At 43.1% G+C, this 24,843-nt stretch carries 28 protein-coding genes; 26 read left to right on the forward strand and 2 right to left on the reverse strand.

Annotation, left to right across the window (positions count from 1 at the left end; all coding sequences use genetic code 11):
* Positions 1-301: 301 nt before the first annotated feature.
* The 10 genes from CVD23_RS11660 (at position 302) to CVD23_RS11705 (ending at position 8,870) form a co-directional block, all read left to right on the forward strand.
* The gene (locus CVD23_RS11660) at positions 302-1,471 is read left to right on the forward strand and encodes a D-alanyl-D-alanine carboxypeptidase family protein (protein WP_101575737.1); all 1,170 of its coding nucleotides are present in this window, start codon (positions 302-304) and stop codon (positions 1,469-1,471) included.
* A 236-nt stretch (positions 1,472-1,707) separates the two neighbouring features.
* On the forward strand, positions 1,708-2,058 hold the full coding sequence (gene spoIIAA / locus CVD23_RS11665; protein ID WP_101575738.1) for an anti-sigma F factor antagonist: 351 nt from the start codon (positions 1,708-1,710) through the stop codon (positions 2,056-2,058).
* Positions 2,059-2,060: 2 nt separating this feature from the next.
* Entirely contained in the window at positions 2,061-2,501 is a 441-nt protein-coding gene (spoIIAB, locus tag CVD23_RS11670) for an anti-sigma F factor (protein WP_101575739.1), read from the forward strand.
* Between the two features lie 11 nt (positions 2,502-2,512).
* Positions 2,513-3,271: an RNA polymerase sporulation sigma factor SigF gene (gene sigF / locus CVD23_RS11675; RefSeq protein WP_101666116.1), complete on the forward strand. Its 759-nt coding sequence runs from the start codon at positions 2,513-2,515 to the stop codon at positions 3,269-3,271.
* A 180-nt stretch (positions 3,272-3,451) separates the two neighbouring features.
* Positions 3,452-4,066, forward strand: a complete 615-nt coding sequence (locus CVD23_RS11680) for a stage V sporulation protein AA (protein WP_101575829.1) — start codon at positions 3,452-3,454, stop codon at positions 4,064-4,066.
* Complete coding sequence (locus CVD23_RS11685; protein WP_101575741.1) at positions 4,063-4,485, forward strand: stage V sporulation protein AB; 423 nt, start codon at positions 4,063-4,065, stop codon at positions 4,483-4,485. Before CVD23_RS11680 ends, CVD23_RS11685 begins: the two co-directional genes overlap by 4 nt.
* A gap of 28 nt (positions 4,486-4,513) precedes the next feature.
* Positions 4,514-5,098 carry a stage V sporulation protein AE gene (locus CVD23_RS11690; RefSeq protein WP_101666117.1) on the forward strand — a complete coding sequence of 195 codons (585 nt, stop codon included), beginning with the start codon at positions 4,514-4,516 and terminating at the stop codon, positions 5,096-5,098.
* Positions 5,076-6,557 (forward strand): spore germination protein, encoded by a 1,482-nt coding sequence (locus CVD23_RS11695; protein WP_101575743.1) that lies wholly within the window; start codon positions 5,076-5,078, stop codon positions 6,555-6,557. Before CVD23_RS11690 ends, CVD23_RS11695 begins: the two co-directional genes overlap by 23 nt.
* 143 nt (positions 6,558-6,700) lie before the next feature.
* Positions 6,701-8,020 carry a diaminopimelate decarboxylase gene (gene lysA / locus CVD23_RS11700; protein ID WP_101575744.1) on the forward strand — a complete coding sequence of 440 codons (1,320 nt, stop codon included), beginning with the start codon at positions 6,701-6,703 and terminating at the stop codon, positions 8,018-8,020.
* 475 nt (positions 8,021-8,495) lie between these two features.
* Positions 8,496-8,870: a GNAT family N-acetyltransferase gene (locus CVD23_RS11705; RefSeq protein ID WP_101575745.1), complete on the forward strand. Its 375-nt coding sequence runs from the start codon at positions 8,496-8,498 to the stop codon at positions 8,868-8,870.
* A 32-nt stretch (positions 8,871-8,902) separates the two neighbouring features.
* Here the strand turns inward: CVD23_RS11705 and CVD23_RS11710 are convergent, their stop codons facing one another.
* Together CVD23_RS11710 and CVD23_RS11715 are read right to left on the reverse strand one after the other, a co-directional pair.
* The gene (locus CVD23_RS11710; protein ID WP_101575746.1) at positions 8,903-9,418 is read right to left on the reverse strand and encodes a DUF309 domain-containing protein; all 516 of its coding nucleotides are present in this window, start codon (positions 9,416-9,418) and stop codon (positions 8,903-8,905) included.
* A gap of 211 nt (positions 9,419-9,629) precedes the next feature.
* The gene (locus CVD23_RS11715) at positions 9,630-9,728 is read right to left on the reverse strand and encodes a YjcZ family sporulation protein (protein ID WP_101575747.1); all 99 of its coding nucleotides are present in this window, start codon (positions 9,726-9,728) and stop codon (positions 9,630-9,632) included.
* A gap of 196 nt (positions 9,729-9,924) precedes the next feature.
* Between CVD23_RS11715 and CVD23_RS11720 the strand changes: the two genes are divergently transcribed.
* From CVD23_RS11720 to CVD23_RS11795, 16 genes are all read left to right on the forward strand, one after another.
* Entirely contained in the window at positions 9,925-10,692 is a 768-nt protein-coding gene (locus CVD23_RS11720; protein ID WP_101575748.1) for a segregation/condensation protein A, read from the forward strand.
* A complete protein-coding gene (gene scpB / locus CVD23_RS11725) occupies positions 10,679-11,266 on the forward strand; it encodes an SMC-Scp complex subunit ScpB (RefSeq protein WP_101575749.1) in 588 nt (195 codons plus the stop codon). The genes CVD23_RS11720 and scpB overlap by 14 nt, the downstream gene beginning before the upstream one ends.
* A gap of 95 nt (positions 11,267-11,361) precedes the next feature.
* A complete protein-coding gene (locus CVD23_RS11730) occupies positions 11,362-11,781 on the forward strand; it encodes a hypothetical protein (RefSeq protein WP_101575750.1) in 420 nt (139 codons plus the stop codon).
* Positions 11,782-11,809: 28 nt separating this feature from the next.
* Positions 11,810-12,298 (forward strand): YpuI family protein, encoded by a 489-nt coding sequence (locus tag CVD23_RS11735; protein ID WP_101575751.1) that lies wholly within the window; start codon positions 11,810-11,812, stop codon positions 12,296-12,298.
* 141 nt (positions 12,299-12,439) lie between these two features.
* A complete protein-coding gene (locus tag CVD23_RS11740; protein WP_101575752.1) occupies positions 12,440-13,330 on the forward strand; it encodes a superoxide dismutase in 891 nt (296 codons plus the stop codon).
* 151 nt (positions 13,331-13,481) lie between these two features.
* The gene (locus tag CVD23_RS11745; RefSeq protein ID WP_101666118.1) at positions 13,482-14,621 is read left to right on the forward strand and encodes a D-alanyl-D-alanine carboxypeptidase family protein; all 1,140 of its coding nucleotides are present in this window, start codon (positions 13,482-13,484) and stop codon (positions 14,619-14,621) included.
* Positions 14,614-15,201 carry a nucleoside recognition domain-containing protein gene (locus tag CVD23_RS11750; RefSeq protein ID WP_101575754.1) on the forward strand — a complete coding sequence of 196 codons (588 nt, stop codon included), beginning with the start codon at positions 14,614-14,616 and terminating at the stop codon, positions 15,199-15,201. Before CVD23_RS11745 ends, CVD23_RS11750 begins: the two co-directional genes overlap by 8 nt.
* A gap of 6 nt (positions 15,202-15,207) precedes the next feature.
* Positions 15,208-15,744 carry a spore maturation protein gene (locus CVD23_RS11755; RefSeq protein WP_101575755.1) on the forward strand — a complete coding sequence of 179 codons (537 nt, stop codon included), beginning with the start codon at positions 15,208-15,210 and terminating at the stop codon, positions 15,742-15,744.
* Between the two features lie 228 nt (positions 15,745-15,972).
* The gene (gene rluB, locus CVD23_RS11760) at positions 15,973-16,698 is read left to right on the forward strand and encodes a 23S rRNA pseudouridine(2605) synthase RluB (RefSeq protein ID WP_101575756.1); all 726 of its coding nucleotides are present in this window, start codon (positions 15,973-15,975) and stop codon (positions 16,696-16,698) included.
* Between the two features lie 114 nt (positions 16,699-16,812).
* A complete protein-coding gene (gene resA / locus CVD23_RS11765) occupies positions 16,813-17,337 on the forward strand; it encodes a thiol-disulfide oxidoreductase ResA (protein ID WP_101575757.1) in 525 nt (174 codons plus the stop codon).
* Positions 17,338-17,357: 20 nt separating this feature from the next.
* Positions 17,358-18,983 (forward strand): cytochrome c biogenesis protein ResB, encoded by a 1,626-nt coding sequence (locus CVD23_RS11770; protein ID WP_101575758.1) that lies wholly within the window; start codon positions 17,358-17,360, stop codon positions 18,981-18,983.
* A gap of 12 nt (positions 18,984-18,995) precedes the next feature.
* Positions 18,996-20,177, forward strand: coding sequence for a c-type cytochrome biogenesis protein CcsB (gene ccsB, locus CVD23_RS11775; RefSeq protein ID WP_101575759.1), 1,182 nt, complete (start codon positions 18,996-18,998; stop codon positions 20,175-20,177).
* A 159-nt stretch (positions 20,178-20,336) separates the two neighbouring features.
* Positions 20,337-21,053 (forward strand): response regulator transcription factor, encoded by a 717-nt coding sequence (locus tag CVD23_RS11780; RefSeq protein WP_101575760.1) that lies wholly within the window; start codon positions 20,337-20,339, stop codon positions 21,051-21,053.
* A complete protein-coding gene (locus tag CVD23_RS11785; RefSeq protein ID WP_101666119.1) occupies positions 21,050-22,825 on the forward strand; it encodes an ATP-binding protein in 1,776 nt (591 codons plus the stop codon). The genes CVD23_RS11780 and CVD23_RS11785 overlap by 4 nt, the downstream gene beginning before the upstream one ends.
* 234 nt (positions 22,826-23,059) lie before the next feature.
* Positions 23,060-23,611 (forward strand): RNA polymerase sigma factor SigX, encoded by a 552-nt coding sequence (gene sigX / locus CVD23_RS11790; RefSeq protein WP_101575762.1) that lies wholly within the window; start codon positions 23,060-23,062, stop codon positions 23,609-23,611.
* Positions 23,586-24,839: a negative regulator of sigma-X activity gene (locus CVD23_RS11795; RefSeq protein ID WP_101575763.1), complete on the forward strand. Its 1,254-nt coding sequence runs from the start codon at positions 23,586-23,588 to the stop codon at positions 24,837-24,839. Before sigX ends, CVD23_RS11795 begins: the two co-directional genes overlap by 26 nt.
* The last annotated feature ends 4 nt before the right edge of the window (positions 24,840-24,843 follow it).

The raw sequence follows: 24,843 nt of genomic DNA on the forward strand, positions 1-24,843 counted from the left end.
CATCAACTTCGGATAAGATATCGTCAACTTTGCAGATATATCGTTAACTTCGGTATTTTATCGTCAACTTTCCGGTTATATCATCAACCCTGGATAAGATATCATCAACTTTCCAGATATATCATCAACTTCGAATAGCTTCACCAGCCATTTTCACTCTTTGTCCCTCAACTTTAATGTTTGCCTGCACTGAAATCCACAAATCAAAATCCATTCTTTTTCAGAAAAAACAAAGGCAATATCTGTATAAAAGTCCGGGGGTTGGAAAAAATGGAACGTATAAAGAATGGAGGGTTATGCAATGAAACGAGTTGGCTCTATGATGCTTATAACATTTCTTTTTACTTGCTTAGCGGTACCAATTGTAAATGCTGAAGAAAAAAACCAGACTGAAATAGTAGAAAACGTAAAATCAGCAATACTGATTGAACGGGATACAGGGACCGTTTTATATGAAACAAACAGCAATGAAAAGCTTCCGCCGGCAAGCATGACCAAGGTTATGACGATGCTGCTGATTATGGAAGCCCTCGATGAAGGAAAGCTGAAGTGGGATGAAAAAATCCGCACAAGTGAGTACGCTGCATCGATGGGCGGTTCGCAAATCTTTCTTGAGGCTGGCGAAGAAATGACGACAGAGCAAATGCTGAAAGGAATTGCGATCGGCTCCGGCAACGATGCTTCGGTAGCCATGGCCGAACGGATTTCCGGGTCGGAGGAAGCATTTGTTAACACGATGAACAAAAAAGCGAAGGAGCTTGGACTCAAAAATACGAAATTCCAAAATACGACAGGTCTCCCTGAAGAGGACCATTACAGTACGGCTTATGACATGTCCATTATGGCAAAGGAACTTTTAAAATATGAGGAAATTACAAAATATACCGGTGCTTACGAGGACTATCTTCGTGAAAATACGGACAAAAAATTCTGGCTCGTCAATACGAATAAGCTTGTCCGTTTTTATCCCGGAGTAGATGGGCTCAAAACAGGATTTACGCGTGAGGCAAAATATTGCTTAACAGCTACGGCAGAAAAGAATGGCATGCGGGTCATCGCCGTTGTTTTTGGAGCGCCAACCTCCAAAGAGCGGAATGCCCAGATAACAAAAATGCTTGATTATGCTTTTAGCCAGTATGAGACACATCCAATGTATGAAAGAAACGATTCGCTTGCGCATGCGAAAATCAGTAAAGGCGAAAAGAAGAAAGTGGAGGCTTTAACAAGCGAGCCAATCTCACTGCTGACAAAAAAAGGGGAAAATATAGAAAATGTCAAGAAGCAGGTTTCCCTTAATTCCAATATAAAAGCACCTATAACAAAAGGCGATCAAATCGGGACTTTAAAGCTGGTTAAGGATGGAGCTACGATTGTAGAGAGCCCGCTTGTTGCGAAAGAGTCAGTCAAAGAAGCAGGCTGGTGGACTCTATATAAACGGGCATTCGGCATGTTTACGAAAGCTGGAGAATAGTCATTGTCGCAAATGCTCAAGCGCTAAATATTTTTAGCGAATCTTCACTAGTTTTGTCTTTAAGAAGGAATACGAACAAACAGGAGCGAATTTGACTCACTATAAAGGTTACTGTCATTAGCGGGGAACGATCCTTTGCTAGTGCAAGTTAAAACCGATCGGCTATTCCAGTGCTGCCACCCATTAATGGTTTTTCGGCAGTTCTTCAGGATACCGGGAGAAGGAGGCCAGAAATAGTGAGTCTTAATATTGACATGGAAGTGAAGCGCGACGTCTTATGTATGCGGCTGAGTGGAGAGCTCGACCACCATACTGCAGATGAGCTTCGCACACAGGCAACAAAGGCAATTAATGAATTTGAGATTCGCCATATCATTTTGAATCTTGAGCAGCTTTCGTTTATGGACAGCTCAGGACTCGGTGTCATTTTAGGCAGGTATAAGCAAATAAAACAAGTAGATGGCGAAATGGTGGTTTGTGCAATTTCCCCTGCCGTTCAGCGGCTTTTTGATTTGTCGGGCTTATTTAAAATCATTCGATTGGAGCCGTCCGAACAATTTGCGCTAGAAAGATTGGGGGTTGCTTAACCATGAAAAATGAAATGAAGATTCAATTCAGTGCCTTAAGCCAGAATGAGTCGTTTGCAAGGGTAACTGTAGCCGCATTTATTGCCCAGCTTGATCCGACGATGGATGAGTTGACCGAAATCAAAACAGTCGTTTCCGAGGCGGTTACAAATGCGATTATACATGGATACGAGAACGATCCAAACGGAAAAGTGTATATTTCCGTTTTAATTGAAGATGGAGTTATTGATATGAAAATTAAGGATGACGGGCAGGGAATTATCGATGTGGAAGAAGCCCGCCAGCCTCTATTTACGACAAAGCCTGAATTGGAAAGGTCCGGAATGGGATTCACGATCATGGAAAATTTTATGGATGAAGTAGACATTCAGTCGCAGCCAGGGAAAGGAACAGAAATCCGCTTAAGGAAGCATTTATCAACGAGCAAAATGCTGTGTAATTAAGGAGACTGCCTATGGATGTGGAGGTTAAGAAAGAAAAAAGCCAACCGTACCTAAAAGACCACGAAGTTAAGGAATTAATTAAGAAAAGCCAGGATGGCGATCAGGCGTCACGAGACACAATCGTCCAGAAAAACATGAGGCTTGTTTGGTCTGTCGTCCAGCGCTTTTTAAACAGGGGATATGAGCCGGATGACTTATTTCAGATCGGCTGTATCGGTTTATTAAAGTCTGTCGATAAATTCGATCTTTCTTATGATGTGAAATTTTCCACCTATGCTGTGCCGATGATCATCGGGGAAATCCAGAGGTTTATCCGTGATGACGGAACCATAAAAGTCAGCCGGTCATTGAAAGAAATGGGAAACACTATCCGTAAAGCGAAGGATGAATTGTCTAAAAATCTAGGCAGAGTGCCAACTGTTTCCGAATTATCGGAATTTCTTCAGATCCCCGCCGAGGATATTATTCTTGCCCAGGAAGCAGGACGGACGCCTTCCTCGATCCATGAAACCGTTTATGAAAACGACGGCGACCCCATCACACTGCTTGACCAGATCGACAATGGAGATGAGGGCAAATGGTTTGATAAAATCGCCTTAAAAGAAGCAATAAGCGAACTGGATGAACGGGAGCAACTGATCGTGTATTTGCGTTATTACAAGGACCAGACTCAATCGGAAGTAGCTGCACGGCTTGGCATCTCTCAAGTTCAGGTTTCACGGCTCGAGAAAAAAATTCTCCAGCAAATGAAAGACCGCATGGACATATGATCCATGAGGTCTTTTTTTTATAATAATTTTTCAAGGGTCACATTTAGATCCAGGAAGGTATTCCCCTGTGGATAGGATTCCTTATTATTCCCGCATCCGCCATTTTTTGGGGTTCATGAAACCTAGAGAAGGAACTCATACTATTTATACGAGGAAATCAATGTGTGGGAAGTGAATGTGATGGAAAAAACGATCTACATTCGCATGCGTCATCGTGCTCAAGTAAAGCCGGAACATACCGTTTATCTGCAGGACATTGCACAGATTATCGCAGACGATTCTCTGCTTAATCGTTTACAAAATTTGCGAATTTATAAAATATCGAGAGAAGATCGAAATTATGTCGTCATTGATGTGATGAAAGTGGTCCTTTATATTAACAAAGCTTTTGAAAATGTCGAGGTGCAGACGATCGGCCCGTCCCAGGTGATTATTGAAGTAGTCGACAAGAAGAAGGAGGTCTCCGTTCCGCTCTTTTTGCTGATTTGGCTTTTGCTTTTCTTCGGGGCTGCCCTTGCGATCATGAACTTTCATGAAGATGTAAGCATGCAGGAGGTTCAGCAGCGTATTTATACGATCATCACTGGCAAAGTAGTCGCGAAGCCGCTTCTGTTTCAAATTCCTTATTCATTCGGATTGGGACTCGGAATGGTTTTATTTTTTAATCATGTTTTCCGAAAAAGAATTAACGAAGAGCCAAGCCCCCTGGAAGTTGAAATGTTTAATTACCAGCAGGATCTGGACCAGTATGTCATCATGCACGAAAACAAAGAAAGCGTCAAGCATCTCGAATGATTATTCATGTCCTTGCCGTCTCATTTATCGGCTTTGCTGCGGGATTAACAGTTGGGGCAGGCTTTGTTGCTTTTCTTACCGTTCTCGGGATCATCCCCCGCCTCACCCAGCTCTCCAAGACAATAAAAAAAATCTTCTCTTACGAGTGGGCCGTTGTGCTTGGTGCGGTGGCAGGCGCGTTAGCGACGATAAGGGATCCTGTATTACACCTATCACCGCTATTTTTAATTCCGCTTGGATTGGCGGGCGGGGTTTTTATCGGGTTGCTTGCAGCAGCATTAACTGAAGTTTTGAATGTTTTTCCGATTTTGGCAAAACGCGTTGGCCTCGAGGAGAGGATCATAAGCTTACTCATGGCGATTGTGCTTGGCAAAGTGTTCGGATCATTATTCCACTGGCTTTACTTTGTGGACCACTAACAGATACAAGGAAAGGACTCAGCTGATAATGAATAAACCGAAGAGGGTCATTTTCGTTACTGATGGAGATGAATATGCAAGAAAGGCGATCGAAAGTGTGGCTACTCAAATCGGTGCAAGATGCATCTCACATTCGCATGGGAATCCTTCCGTTTTAACCGGTCCGGAGCTTGTAAATCTGATCAAAAAAGCCCACCATGATCCAGTTCTTGTTATGTTTGATGACAGCGGCTATATGGGGGAAGGTGCGGGTGAACGGGCGATGAGATATGTTGCCTCCCATAAAGAAATTGAAGTAATCGGGGTGATTGCGGTTGCTTCAAAGACAAGGCAGGCGGAATGGACAAGAGTGGATATCAGTATTGATCGAGATGGTGAGCTGACTCCATTTGGTGTTGATAAATTTGGTGTACCTGAGCTCGAAATTGGCAGAATGAGCGGGGATACTGTCTATTGTCTTGATGAGCTGGACGTGCCAATTATTGTCGGAATCGGGGATGTCGGAAAAATGGCGCGCCGCGACCATTTTAAACGGGGTGCACCGATAACCAAAAAAGCGGTCGAAATTATTCTGGAAAGGAGCCGCTACTATGACAACAAACACAGAGAATAATATACCAATTCCCAAATCGGTTGATGACGTTGAACAATATCTCAACAATCGGATCGGCCTTGAGACCAGCTTTGATCTCGGTGTCAGAAAACTGAAGATTCTCCGCAAGGATGTCCATATCTATTATGTTAATGGCCTCAGCGATACGAAAGTCGTTGTTCAGGTTATTGGGCAAATTATTGGTATTAATGATCTTGAAAAGCTGTCGACGAACCTTTTCAAAATTATTGAAAATCGGATTGTTCACCACCAGTTGAAGGTGATCGAAAACCTGGATGAATTAGTTGACCAGCTCCTTTGCGGCTTAATTGTCGTCGCGATGCAAGGGGAAAGCTCGGGAATTGCGATTGACGTACGCAATTATCCGGGCCGCCAGCCAGAAGAGCCTGATGTGGAAAAGGTTATTCGCGGATCCCGTGACGGATTTGTTGAGAATATTGTTGTGAATACAGCCTTAACGAGAAGAAGAGTTCGCGACGAGCGGTTGCGGTTTGAAATGATTAAAGCGGGTGAACGCTCAAAAACGGATATCGCTGTCGTATATATTAGTGATGTGGCCAATCAGGATCTCGTTGATATTATTAAGAAAGAAATTAAAGGAATTGAAATCGACGGGTTACCGATGGCAGATAAAACGGTCGAAGAATATTTGTTGAAGCAAGGGTATAATCCGTATCCTCTTGTGAGATATACGGAGCGTCCAGACGTTGCAGCCGTCCATCTATTAGAAGGGCATGTCCTTGTTTATGTTGACACTTCTCCTAGTGTAATCATCACCCCAACAACGTATTTCCATCACTTACAGCATGCAGAAGAGTACAGGCAATCGCCAACAGTGGGTACATTTGTGAGGTGGGTCCGTTTTCTCGGACTGCTGGCTTCACTGTTTCTGTTGCCGCTCTGGTATCTATTTGTACAGGACCCATCGCTTTTACCAGATCCGCTTTCTTTTATCGGTCCTACTGAAAAATCGAATGTTCCTATTATTGTCCAATTATTTATTGCCGATATTGGCATTGAATTTTTACGGATCGCCTCCATTCATACACCGACACCGCTTTCAACTTCAATGGGGTTAATCGCAGCTGTTTTGATCGGGGAAATCGCGATCAAGGTCGGGCTGTTTGTTCCCGAAGTCATTTTATATGTTGCGGTCGCTGCGATCGGTACATATTCGACACCCAGCTATGAACTGAGTATTGCCAATAAAATTGCCAGGCTGCTATTATTGCTTGTTGTCGCCATTTTTAACGTGCCGGGATTATTGGTCGGCACCACGCTGTATATTTTATTTCTGACCGCAATACGTTCATTGAATACACCATATCTATGGCCGTTTCTGCCATTCAACCCGAGGGCGTTTATCCAGATTTTGATTCGCCAGTCCGTTCCCGGTTCTAAAATCCGGCCCAGCATCGTCCATACTAAAAACCGTTATAAGCAGCCGTCCAATTCATAAATGTGAACCTGGCATAGCATAAAGGAAGGTGACAATCCAATTGCGGATTGCCATTCATTATGATACAGTAGTTTTTAATTAAAAAAGGCGTAAACTCTTTGAGTATACTAATGGACTGTTTTCATAGGGAATGAGGGAGAAACATGTATTTTCATGGAACAACAAAAGTGAACGATAAAGGCCATCTGGAAATCGGCGGCCTTGATACGATAGAATTGGCTGAAAAGTTTGGCACACCCTTATATGTGTATGATGTTGCTTTAATCCGTGAACGGGCAAGAAGCTTTAAAAATACATTTGAAAAATTGGGCATAACCGCACAAGTCGCATACGCGAGCAAGGCGTTTTCATCGATTGCGATGTTCCAGCTCGCAAAAGAGGAGGGGCTTTCCCTTGATGTTGTGTCCGGTGGGGAGCTTTATACGGCATTGGCTGCTCAATTTCCCGTCGAAAAGATTCATTTTCATGGCAACAATAAAAGCAGAGAAGAATTGGAAATGGCCATGGAGCACCAAATCGGCTGCATTGTTGTTGATAATTTTTATGAGCTTGAGCTTCTTTCCACCATTTGTGCTGAAAAAGGAATGCAGGCGAATATTCTCATCAGGGTGACGCCGGGAATTGAAGCCCATACGCATGATTACATCTTAACAGGCCAGGAAGATTCAAAGTTCGGCTTTGATCTGCAAAACGGGCAGGCGGAAACAGCTTTGCGGACTGCTCTCGATTCACACAGTCTTCATCTGCTCGGGATTCACTGTCATATTGGTTCCCAAATCTTTGATACAACTGGATTTGTGTTAGCGGCTAGAAAGATTTTTGAGAAACTAAATGAATGGAAAAACAATTTTTCCTATGAACCGCAGGTCCTCAACCTCGGTGGCGGTTTTGGGATTCGCTATACAAGCGAAGACGATCCGATTCCGGCATTCCAATATGTTGAGGAAATTATTGAAGAAGTGAAGACCCAGGCCGGGCGTTTTTTAATGAAGATGCCGGAAATCTGGATCGAACCTGGCCGTTCCCTTGTCGGTGATGCCGGGACAACTTTATATAAAGTCGGCTCCCGAAAGGAAGTTCCGAATGTCCGCCAATATCTGGCGGTTGATGGTGGCATGAGTGACAATATCAGGCCTGCCCTCTATCAGGCAAAATATGAGGCGGTGCTGGCAAGCCGTCCACTGGCAAAAGCGGAGGAAACCGTCTCGATTGCAGGAAAATGCTGTGAATCTGGAGACATGCTCATTTGGGATCTTCCTTTGCCTAAGGCTGAGACGAGTGATCTGCTTGCTGTTTTTTGTACCGGAGCATATGGTTACTCGATGGCCAATAATTACAACCGCATCCCGAGGCCACCGGTAGTCTTTGTCGAAAATGGCGAAGCAAGAGTCGTCGTAAAGCGGGAGACGTTTGCAGATTTAATCCGCTTTGACTTACCCTTAACGGAAAAAGTAAAAAACTAAGCTGCCCGCTATCGCAGCTTAGTTTTTTTCATCTTTAACTTATTCAAGCAAACGAAGCTGCATCCTATCCTGAGCGAAATTGGCTTAAATTAAAAGTTTGGTGTAGAATAAAGTGCATCGAATAAAAAGTCAGCCATCCAGCAAAGGTTGCCTGAAGTCAGAAAACAGCGCACTGATTACTTTAGAACCCGGGAGGTTGCGGATGCGATTATGAAAAAAAGCAATTGGATTTTGTTTATTCTGATTCTCGTTATATCGTTGGGCTGGGGAGTCTACTACTGGCTCGCCTTTCCACCTACACAATAGTATTTACTTGTTGAATAAAGCTAGATTTTGTATGATCAGGACGATTACACGAACAGGCATATTTTTAATACATATAATAAAAAAAGTTTAAAGTTTCCGCGAATAGGGAAAAATAGGTTGCTAAGCAAAATATACGAAAACGTGTCTAATTCGTTAAAGAGGGATAAATATGTTAATCAGGTATAAAAAATCATTTGAAAAAATCGCAATGGGCCTTTTATCATTTATGCCGACCGAAAAGGATTTGAAAAAACTCCAACAAACGATCAAGCAGTATGAATCCGAAGAAGACCAGAAATTGTTCTTATGGAGGCAAGAAGAGGATATTATCGGCTTGCTTGGTGTGAAATTTGCGGATAGGTCTGGCGAGATCCAGCATATTTCAGTTAATCCTTCCCACAGGCAGCAGGGGATCGGAAAAGCAATGGTTAAATCGCTTAAGGAATTATATCCAGAACACCAATTTATCGCCAATGAATACACTGCCGCATTTATCAATAAATGTGATTTGGATGATGACAGGACCGATGAGGCCCCTTTATAAATAAGTAGGAAGGCTGATCCAGAAATAGCGGGTCAGCCTCTATTTTTTTCCCTTCTTGCTTGTTCCCGTTCTTCGATAACATCTGTACGATCACGCAGCAAATGGCGGTGTAACAGATTTTCATTATTTAAATCACTTGGGCTTTCCCAATTCATACCAGTAAACTCGCATTCCTGGATACAAGAGGCAATAAGCATCTTATCAGTGATCGGAAATGCAAAGCTTGTATAAGGCTTTTTATTTTCGATCGCCGCCAATAAATCATTTAGGTTTTCAAGCAGAAGCTCTTCATCCAAGCTGAGTTCAGCAAGGTCCCCGCGTTTTGATTCAAATATCGAGATGGCTTTTTTTAACGTTTTGTGCGCCCCCGAAAAATTTCCACGCCGATGATGATAAGCAGATACAGCTGTTAAGATGAGGCCGACCCATACTGACTCTTTTTCACCATTAATGCTTTTCCAATATTCCTCTAAAATTTCATGGCATTCAAAATAGTCACGGTCGCCATGAAAATGGGCAAGATATGAAATATACGCTTTCGGATACATAGGTTCACTCCCGCAATTATGTAAAGACATTTTACCATAAAAGACTTCTGATTCCTTAATCCGAACAATGTCAAAAGCGAAAAATGCCAGCTGAAATGGGAGCAGCCTCCCTTTTCAGCTGACAATGCCCCGGCAAACACACTAAACGATTCGTTTAATTGCGAATCGTACGGTTACAGTCCAATATCCAGCTTTCGCCAGAGCTACTGTTTTAACAAAGCCAAGAAGCGCCTACGATGATGAGTAAAATAAACAAAACAACAATCAGCGCAAAGCCTGCTCCATATCCATAGCCTTTTCCATCGGACATAGTTACATTCCTCCTATAAAATGCGTTTCTGTTAACAATCACAGCATATGTGGGTCTGGGTTATTTGGTTTGGGCGAATCCAATATTTTCGGGTGAAAGATGGGGATGATTAAATTTCTATTGGACAACCATTGCGAATCCTCTATACTAGTAATAAAACAAACGAACAATTTTAAAGAAAATATTGGTGGGTACTATGCAATATAACGTTAAGATTGATGCATTTGAGGGGCCGCTCGATTTGCTGCTTCATCTCATTAATCGGCTTGAAATAGACATATACGATATTCCAGTCTCAAAAATAACAGAGCAATATTTATTATATATACATGCAATGAAAGAGCTCCAGCTCGATGTGGCCAGTGAATATCTCGTCATGGCGGCAACGCTGCTGGCGATTAAAAGCAAGATGCTTCTTCCTAAACATGAGGAGGAATTGGACGAAGATGAATTCTCCGTCGATTTTGAAGCAGATCCAAGAGATGAACTTGTTGAACGGTTGATTGAATATCGAAAATACAAAGAAGCTGCCCATGATCTCAAGTTTATGGAGCAGGAACGGGGCCTCATGTATACAAAGGCACCGGCTGACCTTTCCGGCTATGCAGACGAGACGAAATCGAAAACAGCCGAACTGAATGTATCATTGTATGATATGCTGGGTGCCTTTCAAAAACTGTTAAGAAGAAAAAAACTGCAAAAACCGCTGGCAACAAAAATATCTCGACAGGAAATTTCTATCGAAAAACGAATGGCTGAGATCGTCGCAGAACTGAAAAACTTTAAGGGCCGCAAAAGCTTTACAGAGCTGTTTTCCGTCCCTGTTCGTGAGCATATCGTCGTTACATTTTTAGCGATCCTTGAGCTAATGAAGCTAAAGGAAATCAGTGTCGAACAAGAACACAATTTTGCAGACATATATTTATCGGCAGTGGAAGGAGCACAATCTGTTGGAGATCGTTAATTGGAAAGGAATTCTGGAAAGCCTTTTGTTTGCAGCAGGGGATGAAGGGCTTACACTGGAGCAAATCATTAAGTCTTTGGAAACCGACGAACATACCGCACAAGCGGCCATTCAAGACTTAAAGCAGGAATATGAACAAGACGCGGGGCGGGGAATTATGATTGTGCAGCTTGCTGGAACTTACCAGCTCGTCACCAAAAAAGAAAATGCCCCTTATTTAATAAAGCTTGTCGAATCGCCCGGGGCCGCATATCTTTCCCAGGCAGCACTTGAAACGCTTGCGATTGTTGCTTATAAACAGCCGATCACCCGTGCTGAAATTGAAGAAATTCGCGGTGTTAAAACCGAACGGCCACTGCACACTTTATCGGCTAAAGCCCTTATTAAAGAAGTTGGCCGGGCGGAAGGAACGGGCCGCGCGTATTTATATGGGACGACAAAGGAGTTTCTTGATTATTTTGGTTTGAAAAGCATTGAGGAGCTTCCGCCTCTGCCGGAGAGCACGGATGATGAATTCATTCAGGACGAAGCGGATCTGTTTTTTGAAAAATTCCAGGAGAAGGCCAATTCCTGACAAGGTCAATCATTGTATGGTAAAATAAATTTAACTTTCTGACAGCTCCATTATTTATAAACATGGTGCCGCAGCAATTATGGGAGGGGTTATTTTTGCTTATCAAGCAGTGCAAAGGGTATGAGTTGGAAAAAGAACAATCCAATTCTTTTGAAGACTATTTTAATAGAAGTGAAATCACTTTCATTGAGGGCGGCGTCGAAAAAACTGTACACGTCTTATATGTTCGTTTTTTTGAAGAATCGATGCAAGAATTTACTCCGTTCAAACAGGATCCTATATTTCAAGCGGATTCCAGCCCCGTTTATTTCCGGGATATCGTTGCGCTAGCCTGTTTGCTTAAAAATCCGGGTTTTCGCCATCGCAAAAGAATATACATAAATAATAGAAATGAGTTTGCAGCTTATTTTCAAGATCTTGATTACAAAAAATTGCCGGAGATCTTTGCGGCGATAGGCGGAAAGCAAGGATACGAACTTCGTTCACCGCTCGAGTTCATCGTTCAGCCGCACTAACCACAAATAATATCGGAGGTGTTTGATTTTGGGAAATACGATTGTGAAGCTGCAGGTAGAAGAAGTAAAGAATTTTTTGGAAAAAACGGTTTCAACTCTTGAAGGATTTTTAAACGAAACGACGCTTACCGCACTTGAGCAGGAATTAGCAGGCGACAGCATGTATTATAGATCGATTCTTTCAAATATGAGGAAATTACTGGTTTACTGTGAGGAAGGCCTCGATGCTTGTTCGGTTATTTTAAAAAGCGAGCCATTTTCAAAAGGGGGAGCTGAAAAGGTATTGTACCGCATTTACCATCAATGCATCGAAGAATTCTTTTCACCGAAAAATGATGCTTGGTTTGAGGATAGCCGTTCCGCCTACACGGGGAAGAATTCGATTAAATTCCGTTTGGATGTGCCAGAAAGCATTCACCAGCTATTAAAGAGTGTCGAGGCAGACTTTCAAAAGATCAGAGAAGAACTTGAATATTATGAAACAGACTACCGGACCAAAATGATCCAATCAAACTAATAAAGCGAATGCCGATACGATTGCGGCATTCTTTTTTTTTTGCAAAAATTAGCGCGGACCTTAATCGTTAAAAAAACGTGAAACTTTCAATAAATGGGCTCATACGATAAGAAAGAACATACAGTGAAAGCGGGGTTGCGTATGAGTCGTTTTGAGGAATATGTAAAAAGTGTATTTGTTTGGAATAAAGATCTAAAGGATTTCCTGAAATCACAAAATGTCCAGGAGCATGAAGAAATATGGAACAAACTAGACCGGTTCTCGGAAATTGTTGAAGGGGCAGCAAAAACTCTTTCTACAGAGGAATTGGCAAACCTGCAAACAGAGACCAATCTGTTACATCGGGAAATGGAAGCCTATTTTGCAGAGCGGCAGCAGCTTGGAACAGTATGGATGACCGGGGCAGACATAGAAGCGGGGAAACATATATTACCGCCGCTTCCTTATCGTTATGATGCACTCGAACCGGTTATTTCTGAAGAAATCATGCGGATTCACCATGATAAGCACCATCGCTCCTATGTTGACGGGTTAAATAAAGCGGAAATCATGCTTAAAAAAGCAAGGGAGTCAGGTGATTTTTCTCTCGTCAAACACTGGTCAAGGGAACTGGCCTTTCATGGTTCGGGCCATTATCTTCATACAATTTTTTGGAATAATATGAGCCCGGCCGGGGGCGGACGCCCGCAAGGCAAACTGCTTAAAGAGATAGACAAATATTTTGGCAGCTTTGAAGCCTTTCAGAAACACTTTAGCGAGGCGGCCAAGCAGGTCGAAGGTGTAGGCTGGGCGCTGCTTGTCTGGTCGCCCCGCTCAAGGCATCTTGAAATTCTTCAATCGGAGCGGCATAATCTGTTAACCCAATGGGACACGATTCCGATTCTCGTTCTCGATGTTTGGGAGCACGCCTATTATTTACAATATCAAAATAACCGCGCTGAATATGTTGATAACTGGTGGGAAATTGTAAACTGGCGGAACGCGGAGGATCGATTCGAAAAAGCGAGCCAGCTGAAATGGCGCCCCTATTAAAATTTGCGGAAAACACCCCGTGTTTTTCTTTTTTTTGTCGTCTTCTATAACACAGCCCTTCTAAATCGTCTCCAGTTACCCATTTCTAGTCATAACAGACCTTGTCCTGCATAAACTTGTACAAATCACCAAAGGAGAAGAGGTCGCGAAAATGCACAGGAAAGGGAAATTGACGATCATTTCTATCATCATCTCAATATTGATTTTCAGCGTACCCCAGAAGCTTGAAGCTTCTGTTTCTATTAGCGCAAGAAGCGCTATTTTAATCGAGCAGGAATCAGGGCGGGTTCTTTATGAAAAGGATGCCCATACCGTTCGGAGAATTGCCAGTATCACAAAGATTATGACGGCGATCCTCGCCATAGAATCCGGGAAAATGGATGAAAAAGTGAAGGTTTCCAACAAAGCTGTTCGCACGGATGGCTCGGCTATTTATTTGCAGCCCGGTGAAAAGATCAAACTTGAAGATTTAGTGTATGGTTTAATGTTGAGGTCAGGAAATGATGCAGCCGTGGCGATTGCCGAGCATGTAGGCGGGAGCCTTGACGGGTTTGTATTCCTTATGAACGAAAAAGCAAAAGAGATCGGTATGACCGACACTCATTTTGAAAACCCGCACGGGCTTGATGATCATGAAAAACACTATTCTACTGCATACGATATGGCCTTGCTGACCCGATATGCAATGATGAATGATACATACAAAGAAATTTCCGCAACCAAAGTCTACAGGGCACCCAATCCGAATGAGCGCTGGGACAGGGTGTGGCGAAATAAAAACCGAATGCTGACACAATTGTACGAATATAGCACCGGCGGCAAAACAGGCTACACGAAGCGGGCTAAACGAACGCTTGTCTCAACGGCAGAAAAGAATGACATGAATTTAATTGCGGTCACCTTGAATGCTTCGGATGACTGGAATGACCATATCCAATTATTTGAGATGGCATTTACGGACTATACACTCGTTGAAATTTTACCGGAAGGATATGTCGAACAAATAACAGAGCCTTTTTACAAGGGCAGAACCTATCTCGACCACGCTTTTAAATATCCTGTGAAAGAAGAGGAAAAAAAGCTTTTTAAAGTGAAATATAAAATCGCAAAGCCACACTGGGATGATGAAGAAGTACCTGATATTGTCGGTAAAGCGGTCATTTATTTAGATGGGAAAATCATCGGGAGCGAGCCTGTCTTTTATGAAAAGAATACGAAAAAGAAAAAAGGATTCTTTGATTTGTTTAAAAATATATTTCAAGCGATAGTTGGGTTGAAGCAGCATGGTTAACTATATTTGGGTGTTTATGACAATTATTGGAATTGTTTTTGCGATGGTCAATGGAACGATGGATGAGGTCAACGAAGCGATTTTCATTGGAGCAAAGGAAGCGGTCACGCTCTGTATTGGCCTGATCAGCATTCTTGTCTTCTGGCTGGGCATGATGAAAATTGCCGAGGACGCCGGACTACTAGCAAAATTGTCCCTTTTGTTCAGGCCGTTTGTGAAAAAGCTATTTCCCGAAATCCCTGCCGATCATCCAGCGATGGGTTATATATTATCAAACATGATGGCCAATATGTTTGGGCTCGGAAATGCCGCTACCCCACTCGGAATAAAAGCGATGGAGCAGTTGAAAGCACTAAATGGAGGGAAAAATTCCGCAAGCCGGTCGATGATTACGTTTCTTGCGATTAATACTTCAAGTATTACGTTGATCCCGACGACGGTGATTGCGATAAGAATGAACTATGATTCCGCGTCCCCGACGGACATTGTCGCCCCGACTCTGCTCGCCAGCATATGTTCTGCTATAGGTGCAATCTTAATCGACCGCTACTTTTATTACCGAAGAAGCCGTAAAGGATGAATGGATATGGAGATCATTTCAGTTGCTTCGCTCTGGTTTATTCCGTTTCTAATTGGATTCATTTTATTGTACGGAACATTTAAAAGAGTCGAGACGTATGAAAGTTTCGTAGAAGGAGGCAAGGAAGGCATCAAGATTGCCGTGTCAATCATTCCCTTTCTCGTTGGGATGCTCGTGGCGATTTCCGTGTTTCGTGCTTCGGGTGCACTCGACTACTTCATGAACATCATCAGGCCGGCGTTAACCTTGATCGGTGTCCCGGCCGAGATTGTTCCCCTGGCGATTATCAGGCCGATTTCGGGAACGGCTGCACTTGGAATGACGAGCGATTTAATTGCGGTTTATGGCCCCGATTCGTTCATCGGCCGGCTTGCTGCGACCCTGCAGGGCAGCACCGATACAACCTTCTATGTTTTAACAGTTTATTTTGGTGCCGTCGGCATTAAAAAGATGGGTGACGCGGTAAAAGTGGGGCTGCTTGCCGACTTAATCGGCATCATCGCGGCAATAGCTGTAGTAATCATCCTGTTTGGAGCCGGTTGATGATTGGAGATCACTAATATCAATACAACTTGCCACCCGCCAGTCGGCGGTTTTTCTTATTTTACCTAATTGCAGTTTTTAGTCAATGTTCCAAAAAAAGAAACAAGACCCGCGCAGCTTTGAAAAATGGACGATTTATGTCATAATTCATTAAGTGAAGTCGGTTTCTGAATCTCACCCCGAATGGAGTTGGAGCAGAACGATTCAATCAATGATGAGGTGACATAGATGGAAAGACTCCAAAAGGTTATTGCCCATGCCGGATTTGCATCGCGGCGCAAAGCGGAGGAACTGATTCTCGAAGGCAAAGTGAAAGTAAACGGTAAAATCGTCAAAGAATTAGGAGTAAAAGTTACTCCCAATGATAAAGTTGAAGTAAATGGGATACCGGTTGAACGAGAGGAACCCGTATATTTTCTTTTTTATAAGCCGCGCGGTGTTATTTCCAGCGTAAGCGATGATAAAAACAGAAAAGTTGTCACTGATTATTTCTCAGGAATTGAACAAAGAATTTACCCAATCGGCAGGCTCGACTACGACACTTCAGGTTTGCTTTTACTGACAAATGACGGGGAATTTGCGAACATGCTTATGCATCCAAGCAATGAAATAGAAAAAGTCTATGTAGTGAAAACCAAAGGGATGCCGGCAAAGGAAAAGCTGAGGAGCCTGGAAAGAGGGATCCGGCTCGAAGATGGCAAAACAGCACCTGCCACAGTGAAATTGCTGTCTTTTGATAAACGGAAAAATTCTGCCATCATTGAAATTTCCATTCACGAAGGCCGCAATCGCCAGGTGCGCAGAATGTTTGAAGCAATCGGGCATCCAGTCATAAAGCTTAAGCGTGAAAGATACGGATTTTTAACGTTACAAGGGCTTAAGGCGGGTGAAATAAGAGAGCTGACGGCTCATGAGGTAAAGCAGCTCAGAGTACTGGCACAAAACAAGAAATGAAAAAGTTCATATAACGTTCACACATCGATCTTCTTATAAACAATATCGAGATGTTGAAAAATGGTATAATAAAAAGCAAATTGTTTTAGCAAAAAAAGGCTTGGAGGGGCGATTATGAAGAAAAACCGCCTAATGATCAGGACTGTCATATTGCTTTTGCTAGGGACAGCGGTCGCCTATACTTTATACGCCAACTTCACAAAAGGCGACATCCAGAAAGTAGCAATAGGAGAAAAGGCGCCTGATTTTGTGTTAACAGATATAAATGGGGAAAAACACCGCCTTTCAGATTATCAAGGACAGGGAGTTTTCTTAAATTTTTATGGTACTTGGTGCAAACCGTGTGAAAAAGAAATGCCATATATAAACAACCAATACAATCATTTTAAAGATGACGGTGTTCAAGTGCTGGCAGTAAATGTTGGGGAGTCAAAGCTGGCCGTAAATAAATTTGTTGAAAAATATAACCTTGATTTTCCGAATGTGATCGATGAGGACGGGCAAGTCCAATCAGCATACGGAATCAACCCTCTTCCTGCGACGTTTCTGATCGATGCAGAAGGCACCGTGATTAAATATCATACCGGAGAGCTGACTGAAAGCATGGTTAAAAATTTTATGGAGCAGATCAAACCTTAAGTTACAGGGAGTTTTCTCATATGAATGATGTAAAATGTGATTGCGGGCACGTAAATCCGCACGGAACGGTTCTTTGTGAATCGTGCGGTAAGGTGCTCGGGGAGCAGGAGAATGGCAAGGCGCTGCTTGACATGCGCTATGAAGGCAGTGCCAGGCGTTCACAAACTTACAATAAAACGATAATTGATAAAATTTGGAACTTTTTTTCGTCCGTAAAAGTGGGTGTATGGCTGATTGTCATTACTTTATCAGCATCTTCGCTCGGGACGATTTTTCCTCAGGAGATGTATATCCCGCCGGTCATGCCAGCGTCTGAATATTATCAGGACCAATACGGATGGATGGGAAATCTCTATTATCAACTTGGATTTCATAATCTCTACAGTTCATGGTGGTATCTAATTTTAATCGCATCAATTGGTGTGTCGCTCGTTATTTGCAGCCTTGACCGGGTTATCCCGTTATACCGCGCTTTAAAGAAACAGCGTGTTTCAAGGCATGAAAGCTATCTGAAGAGGCAGCGTATTTTTGGAATGACCGACACCAACGAGATAGGCGAAAACGATTTTGATCGAATTAAACAAAATCTTAAAGCGAGAAGGTACAAGCTTCGCGAAGAAAATGGCGATATCCTCGCTGAAAAGGGACGTTTTTCGAGGTGGGGCCCGTATGTTAACCATGTCGGCTTGATCATCTTCTTAATTGGCGCGATGCTAAGATTCGTGCCTGGCATGTACGTCGATGAAACCCTCTGGGTCCGCGAGGGAGAGACAAAGGTAATCCCGGAAACTGACGGGCAATATTATTTAACCAATGATCAATTTATTCTAGAAGTCTATGATAAGGATAAAGATAAAGAAGTATTTGAGGAAGCGATTGAACGCTCCGGCATGGTCGCGAAAAACTTTCAATCGAACGTCAGCCTTTATAAAAAACAAGGCGACACCGTTGCCGGTGAAGAACCTGAGCTTAAAAAAGTTAAAGACTACGAGATTCGTGTCAATGACCCTCTGAAATTTGAAAACTTTGCTTTGTATCAGGTAGAGTATAAGCTCAATGAACTGAATAAAATGTCATTTATCCTTGAAAACAAGGAATCGAAAGAAGCATTCGGGAATTTGACGATCGATTTATATGATCCGGAAAATGTCTACGATTTGGGCAACGGCTACTCAGTCGAAATTGTCCAGTATTACCCAGATTATGAAATTTCCGATGGGGAGCCGATAACAAAATCAAAGATACCAAACAACCCGGCCTTCGTCTTTAAAATGGTCACACCTGACACGCCAGAGGGGGAAGTCAGTTTTGTAGCGATTCGCAAAACGATTGAGCCTTCAAATGACAATCAATATAAAATGACCTTTAACGGTGTTGAAACGAAAAATGTTTCCGCTTTAACGGTTCGCAAGGATTTAACGCTCTGGATTATCAGCCTTGGCGGCGCGATTTTTATGATTGGTGTCGTTCAAGGGGCATACTGGAACCATCGCAGGATTTGGTTTCGCCAAATGGATGGGAAGGTTTGGGTTGCTGCCCATACGAATAAGAACTGGTTTGGTTTGAAAAAAGAAATAACAACAGCGTTAAAAGGTACCGGTATTCAAGAACCTGGAGATCAGCTGCAGAATGAAAAAGAAGTTTAAGGGGGATAAACAGTGGCAGCTTTAAGCTCGAACTTGTTATATATAGCTTTTCTGCTTTACTTAATTGCCATCGCTTTTTTCGGCGGTGCGATAAAGGAGAAGGATTCGAAAAAAACAGGAGTTAACGGCTGGGGGAAAATCGGAATCATTTTAACGATTATCGGCTTTGCGGCCCAGCTCGGTTATTTCATTACTAGATGGATTGCGGCCGGACACACGCCGGTCAGCAACCTCTTCGAATTCACGACCTTTTTCGGTATGGCTCTGGTCGGTGCCTTTATTGTGTTCTTCTTTATGTATCGAACACCTGTGTTAGGGTTATTCACCCTGCCAATTGTTGTATTGATCATTGCTTATGCAAGCATGTTTCCGACTGATATATCACCATTGATCCCTGCCCTGCAGAGTCACTGGCTGACCATTCATGTCATCACCGTGTCCCTCGGGGAAGCGATATTATCTGTTAGCTTTGCTGCCGGATTGATTTATCTCGTCAAGGTTGTAGACCAGACGAAAAGCAGCAAAAAGACCTTTTGGCTCGAAGTCGTGATGTACGGCTTAATCAGTACGTTAGGGTTTGTAATCGTTGCGAGCGCATTTTCTTTAAGCGGCTATCAGGCGTCTTTTAACTGGATCGATAAAAACGGCGTGGAAGCAGTCCAGGATTATACTATACCTGCGATTACCGGACCTCATGAAGGTGAGCTGATGACAAAAGGGAAAATGGAACCTCTTGTCGAAATGCCTGCTCTCATCAATGCAAAAAAACTTAATACAGTTATCTGGTCAATGGGTGCTGGTTTAATTCTATACGGTTTACTGCGCTTAATTCTGCGTAAGCGTGTTTCTGCAGCATTGCAACCATTAGGGAAAAATATTAAACTCGATCTTGTCGATGAAATAAGCTATCGGTCAGTTTTGATTGGTTTTCCCGTATTCGCTCTCGGAGGTCTCGTTTTTGCGATGATCTGGGCGCAAATTGCCTGGACACGTTTCTGGGGTTGGGATCCGAAAGAAGTTTGGGCACTCATTACGTTTTTATTCTATGCTGCATTTCTTCATCTCCGTTTGTCTAAAGGATGGCATGGTGAGAAATCGGCCTGGCTTGCTGTAATCGGGTTTATCATTATTATGTTTAACTTGATTGCCGTAAATCTTGTCCTTGCCGGCCTGCATTCTTATGCCGGCGCTTAACCGCCGTCCATTTTCATAGAGCCTTCACTGATCAGAAAGTGAAGGCTTTATTTTAAATACATCTTGTATAACTCAACATTATACATAGAACCCAATGTTAGAAAAAATATGGCATTAAAGGCCGCTGTTTTGTAAAATATCTGCAAGGGGGAATGTTCAGTGGAAAACGATGTAAAAGTGTTAGTAGTAGATGATGAAGAAAGAATTCGCCGCTTGTTGAGGATGTATTTGGAAAGAGAAGGCTACATAATTGAAGAAGCAGAGGATGGGAACGAAGCTTTATCAAAGGCTCTGGCCAATGACTATGATGTGATTCTGCTCGACTTGATGATGCCTGGCAAAGATGGAGTAGAGGTTTGCCGTGAGCTCCGTGAGAAAAAAGCAACTCCGGTCATAATGTTGACGGCGAAAGGTGAAGAAGTAAACAGAGTCCAGGGGTTTGAGGTCGGCACAGACGATTATATTGTAAAGCCTTTCAGCCCAAGGGAAGTGGTGCTTCGTGTGAAAGCACTGTTGCGACGCTCATCGAAAACGACTTATTTGCAAACGGAGACAACGACTAAAGATGTGATTGTTTTCCCGCATTTAACAATCGATAATGATGCACACCGTGTCATGGCCGATGGCGAAGAAGTGAGCTTGACGCCGAAGGAATATGAATTGCTGTATTTTCTTGCCCGTTCACCTGATAAGGTGTTTGATAGGGAACAACTGCTCAAGGAAGTCTGGCATTACGAATTTTTTGGTGATCTAAGAACCGTAGATACCCATGTAAAGCGGCTCAGGGAGAAACTGAATAAAGTTTCGGAACAGGCAGCGAAAATGATCGTAACTGTATGGGGAGTCGGCTATAAATTTGAAGTTGGAAACGAATGATGTTTTGGCGAAGTGTAGTCGGTAAGCTTTGGATTACGATTCTTTTTCTCGTTTCGTTCGTGCTGTTTATTCTCACCATCATGATGATGGAATTTTTTGAAAACTACCATATAAACGAAACGGAAAAGGGATTAACGAAAACAGCAAGTAAAATCGCCAGGATTATTGAGGAACATGAGCAAAACGATCTGCAAATAAGTTTGGAGATATCCTGGGAATTGCTCGATGATGTGACGAAGGGTGCAATCTTTGATGACCAGAACCAATATCACCTTTCGCCAAATTCACAGGGAACCGACGATTTACCGCTTGCTTTATTAAGGGATGATCCAGATTTGTCCAAGGTTTTTACCGACAGGGATACGGTAAAAAAAATCTCTCCAGTCAATGAAGAAAACCCGAATATGAACCGTGATTCGCAAATACTAATTGTCGGTGTTCCTTTGAATGAAACAGGTGCTGTTTTTATTTATCAATCACTTGAAGTGATGGAGGAAACGACCCGCTCGACGACCAAATTTATTTGGCTTGCCGCAGGAGTTGCCATCATTTTAACGACGATTTTTGCTTTTTTCTTATCAACGAGAATTACGGCACCGCTACGGAAAATGCGCGAAGCTGCTTTTGAGGTTGCGAGAGGAAAATTTGACACGAAGGTTCCTATCTTAACGAATGATGAAATAGGCGAACTGGCTACCGCTTTTAACCAAATGGGCCGCCAATTGAAGTTCAATATGAACGCATTAAGCCAGGAGAAAGAGCAACTTTCGAGCATTTTAAGCGGAATGGCCGATGGCGTTATTACGTTTAACCGTGATGGGACAATTTTGATCACCAACCCTCCGGCCGAACGTTTTCTGCAAAATTGGTATTATGAACAACATGAAGCAAATAATCAGGAAGCAGTTCCTTCCGAGGTGATGGAATTATTCCAGCTTGCTGTTGATACCGAAAAGGAGCAGGTAGGAGAGATCTCCTTTCAAGGCCGTTTTTGGGTGATCATTGTCAGTCCCTTATATAATAACAAGTTTATTCGCGGGGCTGTCGCTGTTATTCGGGATATGACCGAGGAGCGCCAGCTGAATAAACTCAGAAAAGACTTTATTGCCAATGTATCGCATGAGCTTCGTACGCCGATTTCGATGATGCAGGGCTATAGCGAGGCGATTGTCGATGATATTGCCGGAACGGTTGAAGAAAAGCAGGAAATGGCTAAAGTCATTTATGATGAATCGCTGCGGATGGGCCGCCTCGTCAACGAGCTCCTTGATCTGGCCCGGATGGAAGCGGGATATATCGAACTAAATACGGAAGCAGTTGAAATTCGTCCGTATATCCAGAGGATTATCCGCAAGTTTCACGGGCTTGCAAAAGACAAGGAAATCAAGCTCACTTTTTCGATTTTAAGTGATGAAGAATATTTCGTATTTGATCCCGACCGGATTGAACAAGTACTAACGAATTTAATTGATAATGCGATCAGGCATACGCCGGATACAGGTAAGGTTGAAGTGATCATTAAAACGAATGAACGGGGTTTGTTTGTGGAAGTAAGTGACTCAGGCTCCGGAATTCCCGAAGAAGATATTCCGTTTGTTTTTGAACGGTTTTATAAAGCGGATAAGGCAAGAACGCGGGGCCGTTCCGGTACTGGTCTTGGCCTTGCAATTGCCAAAAATATCATCGATGCCCATAAAGGAAATATTACAGTGCAAACAAAGCTTAACCTCGGCACGATATTCTCGTTTTTTGTCCCTCGAAATATCGGATAAATTAGCCAGTTTTGCCGATTAGTCTTGATTCACGGGAAACATTCATTGTTTGCAGGCAAATATAAGAAGGAAGGAACAGGGAAGAATTTCCTTGAAGCCCTTCCTTTTTTCTTTGAAAGAGTCTATATTTAGGAAAAGGAAAGCGAATAGAAGCCCATGTCAATGTGAGAGACTCAAAGGTGAAACTTTTTATACATAAATTACGACTATTATTTTGAACGGGGAGGGGAACCGATGGACTCCGTTTTTGAGGAATTGTATACAAAATACCATCAGGATGTATTTCAATTCTTATTTTATATGGTGAGAAATAGAGAACAGGCAGAGGATCTTGTTCAGGAAGTATATATTAGAGTGCTGAAGTCTTATGAGCGTTTTGAGGGGAAGAGCAGCGAAAAAACGTGGTTGTTTTCGATTGCAAGGAATGTTGCAATTGATTTCTTTCGCAAGCAAAAAGGATGGAAGCAGCGGCTGCTGGACAGATTTGACTGGTCAACCCAACAAGTCATGGATGAACAGCCGATCCCGGAAGAGGTAGCAATGCAGAATGAGGAAATTCGCGCGATGTACGGATGTCTGAAACAGTGTACTGTCGATCAAAGAATGGTTGTCACTATGCGTTATATCCACGGGCTGTCGATCAGCGAAACGGCTCAAGCACTGGACTGGACCGAAAGTAAAGTAAAAACGACCCAGCACCGGGCCTTGAAGGTGTTAAAGAAGAGAATGGAAGAATCGATGGAAAAGGAGGGTATGAGCATTGAAAAAATCAGAGTGGAGCGATGAGCGCATTGAGAAGCTGCTCGGGCAAATGCCAAAGCTGACAGATCATCGCAATCCTCAGGATATACATCAAAATATTGCCGGAAAGCTCGGGAAACGAAAGCGCCAGGCATGGCTCATGCCGGGTTTGGCCACGGCTGCCGCCTTAATCCTTTTCTTTATTTTGGCACCCGAATTATTGGATTGGCGGAGTTCCCCCGCTCGCGATACGAATCTAGAATCGGCGGAGCGACAAAATGAAGGGCGGCAAGAAAATAAGATCGCACTGGAAAGCAATAGTCGTGCCGACAAAGCGGAGAAGAATAGCCAGCAAGAATCAACTGCGGACATCCAGACAAATCCGGAAGAAAACAACCAAAATACATTTGCCGCAAAAGGCTCCGATGCTTTAAGTCCGCTGCCTGAGAGGACGGCCGTTTATGAAGACGATTTAAACGGACAGGAATTATTGACATACGCCTTGCCAGCAGATGGTGGCAACAATATTGTCCCGATCAGTGTGCTTGTTGCAAATGAGGAAAAAAAGCCATGGCTTGACCTGTACAAGAAAACAGCCGGCCAGCTTATGGAAGAGACTTGGGGTCTCGATGAGTATTATCCTCTTAAGGCAGAGTTAAGCATGGATGAAACAAAGAGGGAACTTACCATTAATTTTGCGGCAGATTCGCAATACGGCCAGGGCTCACGCAGCGAGATCACGATACCAGAAGTACTGGAACAAAATTTCGCCGGCAAAGTTGATACGGTTATCCTGAAAACAGCGGGTGAACCGGGGTTGATGCTGGGGAATAACGGTCCGCTTAATGAGATCAACTTGGCAAGTGCTCAATCGACCGGTGACCATGGTTACTTTTTCTTAAACCAGGATGGTCGTGCACAACCGCTTTTAGTTCCGTCATCGAAGGAATATAACACGATCGATGAAGCGTTTATCGCGATGCAGAAACAATCAACAGAGGGAAACCTTATACCATCGATACCTAGTCATTTCGAAATTACACCTGGCGAGAAAAATGCAAAGCTGTTGTCGGTCGAGCTAAAGGGCTCTGAAAATAATGAAAATGCGGCGGATTTAGTCTATACGGTCGAAGCGATTTTATTAACAGCCAAAGACTTCGGCTACGAAGCTGTCATCCTGAAAAACGATGAGGTGAAATCGATCGGCGGCTTTCCGGTTGCCGAGGTAATCAATGTCCCGCTCGGAGCAAATAAGCAAAATATCAGAAAGTAAGATC

Source organism: Bacillus sp. V33-4 (assembly GCF_002860225.1).
GTDB lineage: Bacteria > Bacillota > Bacilli > Bacillales > Cytobacillaceae > Bacillus_BJ > Bacillus_BJ canaveralius.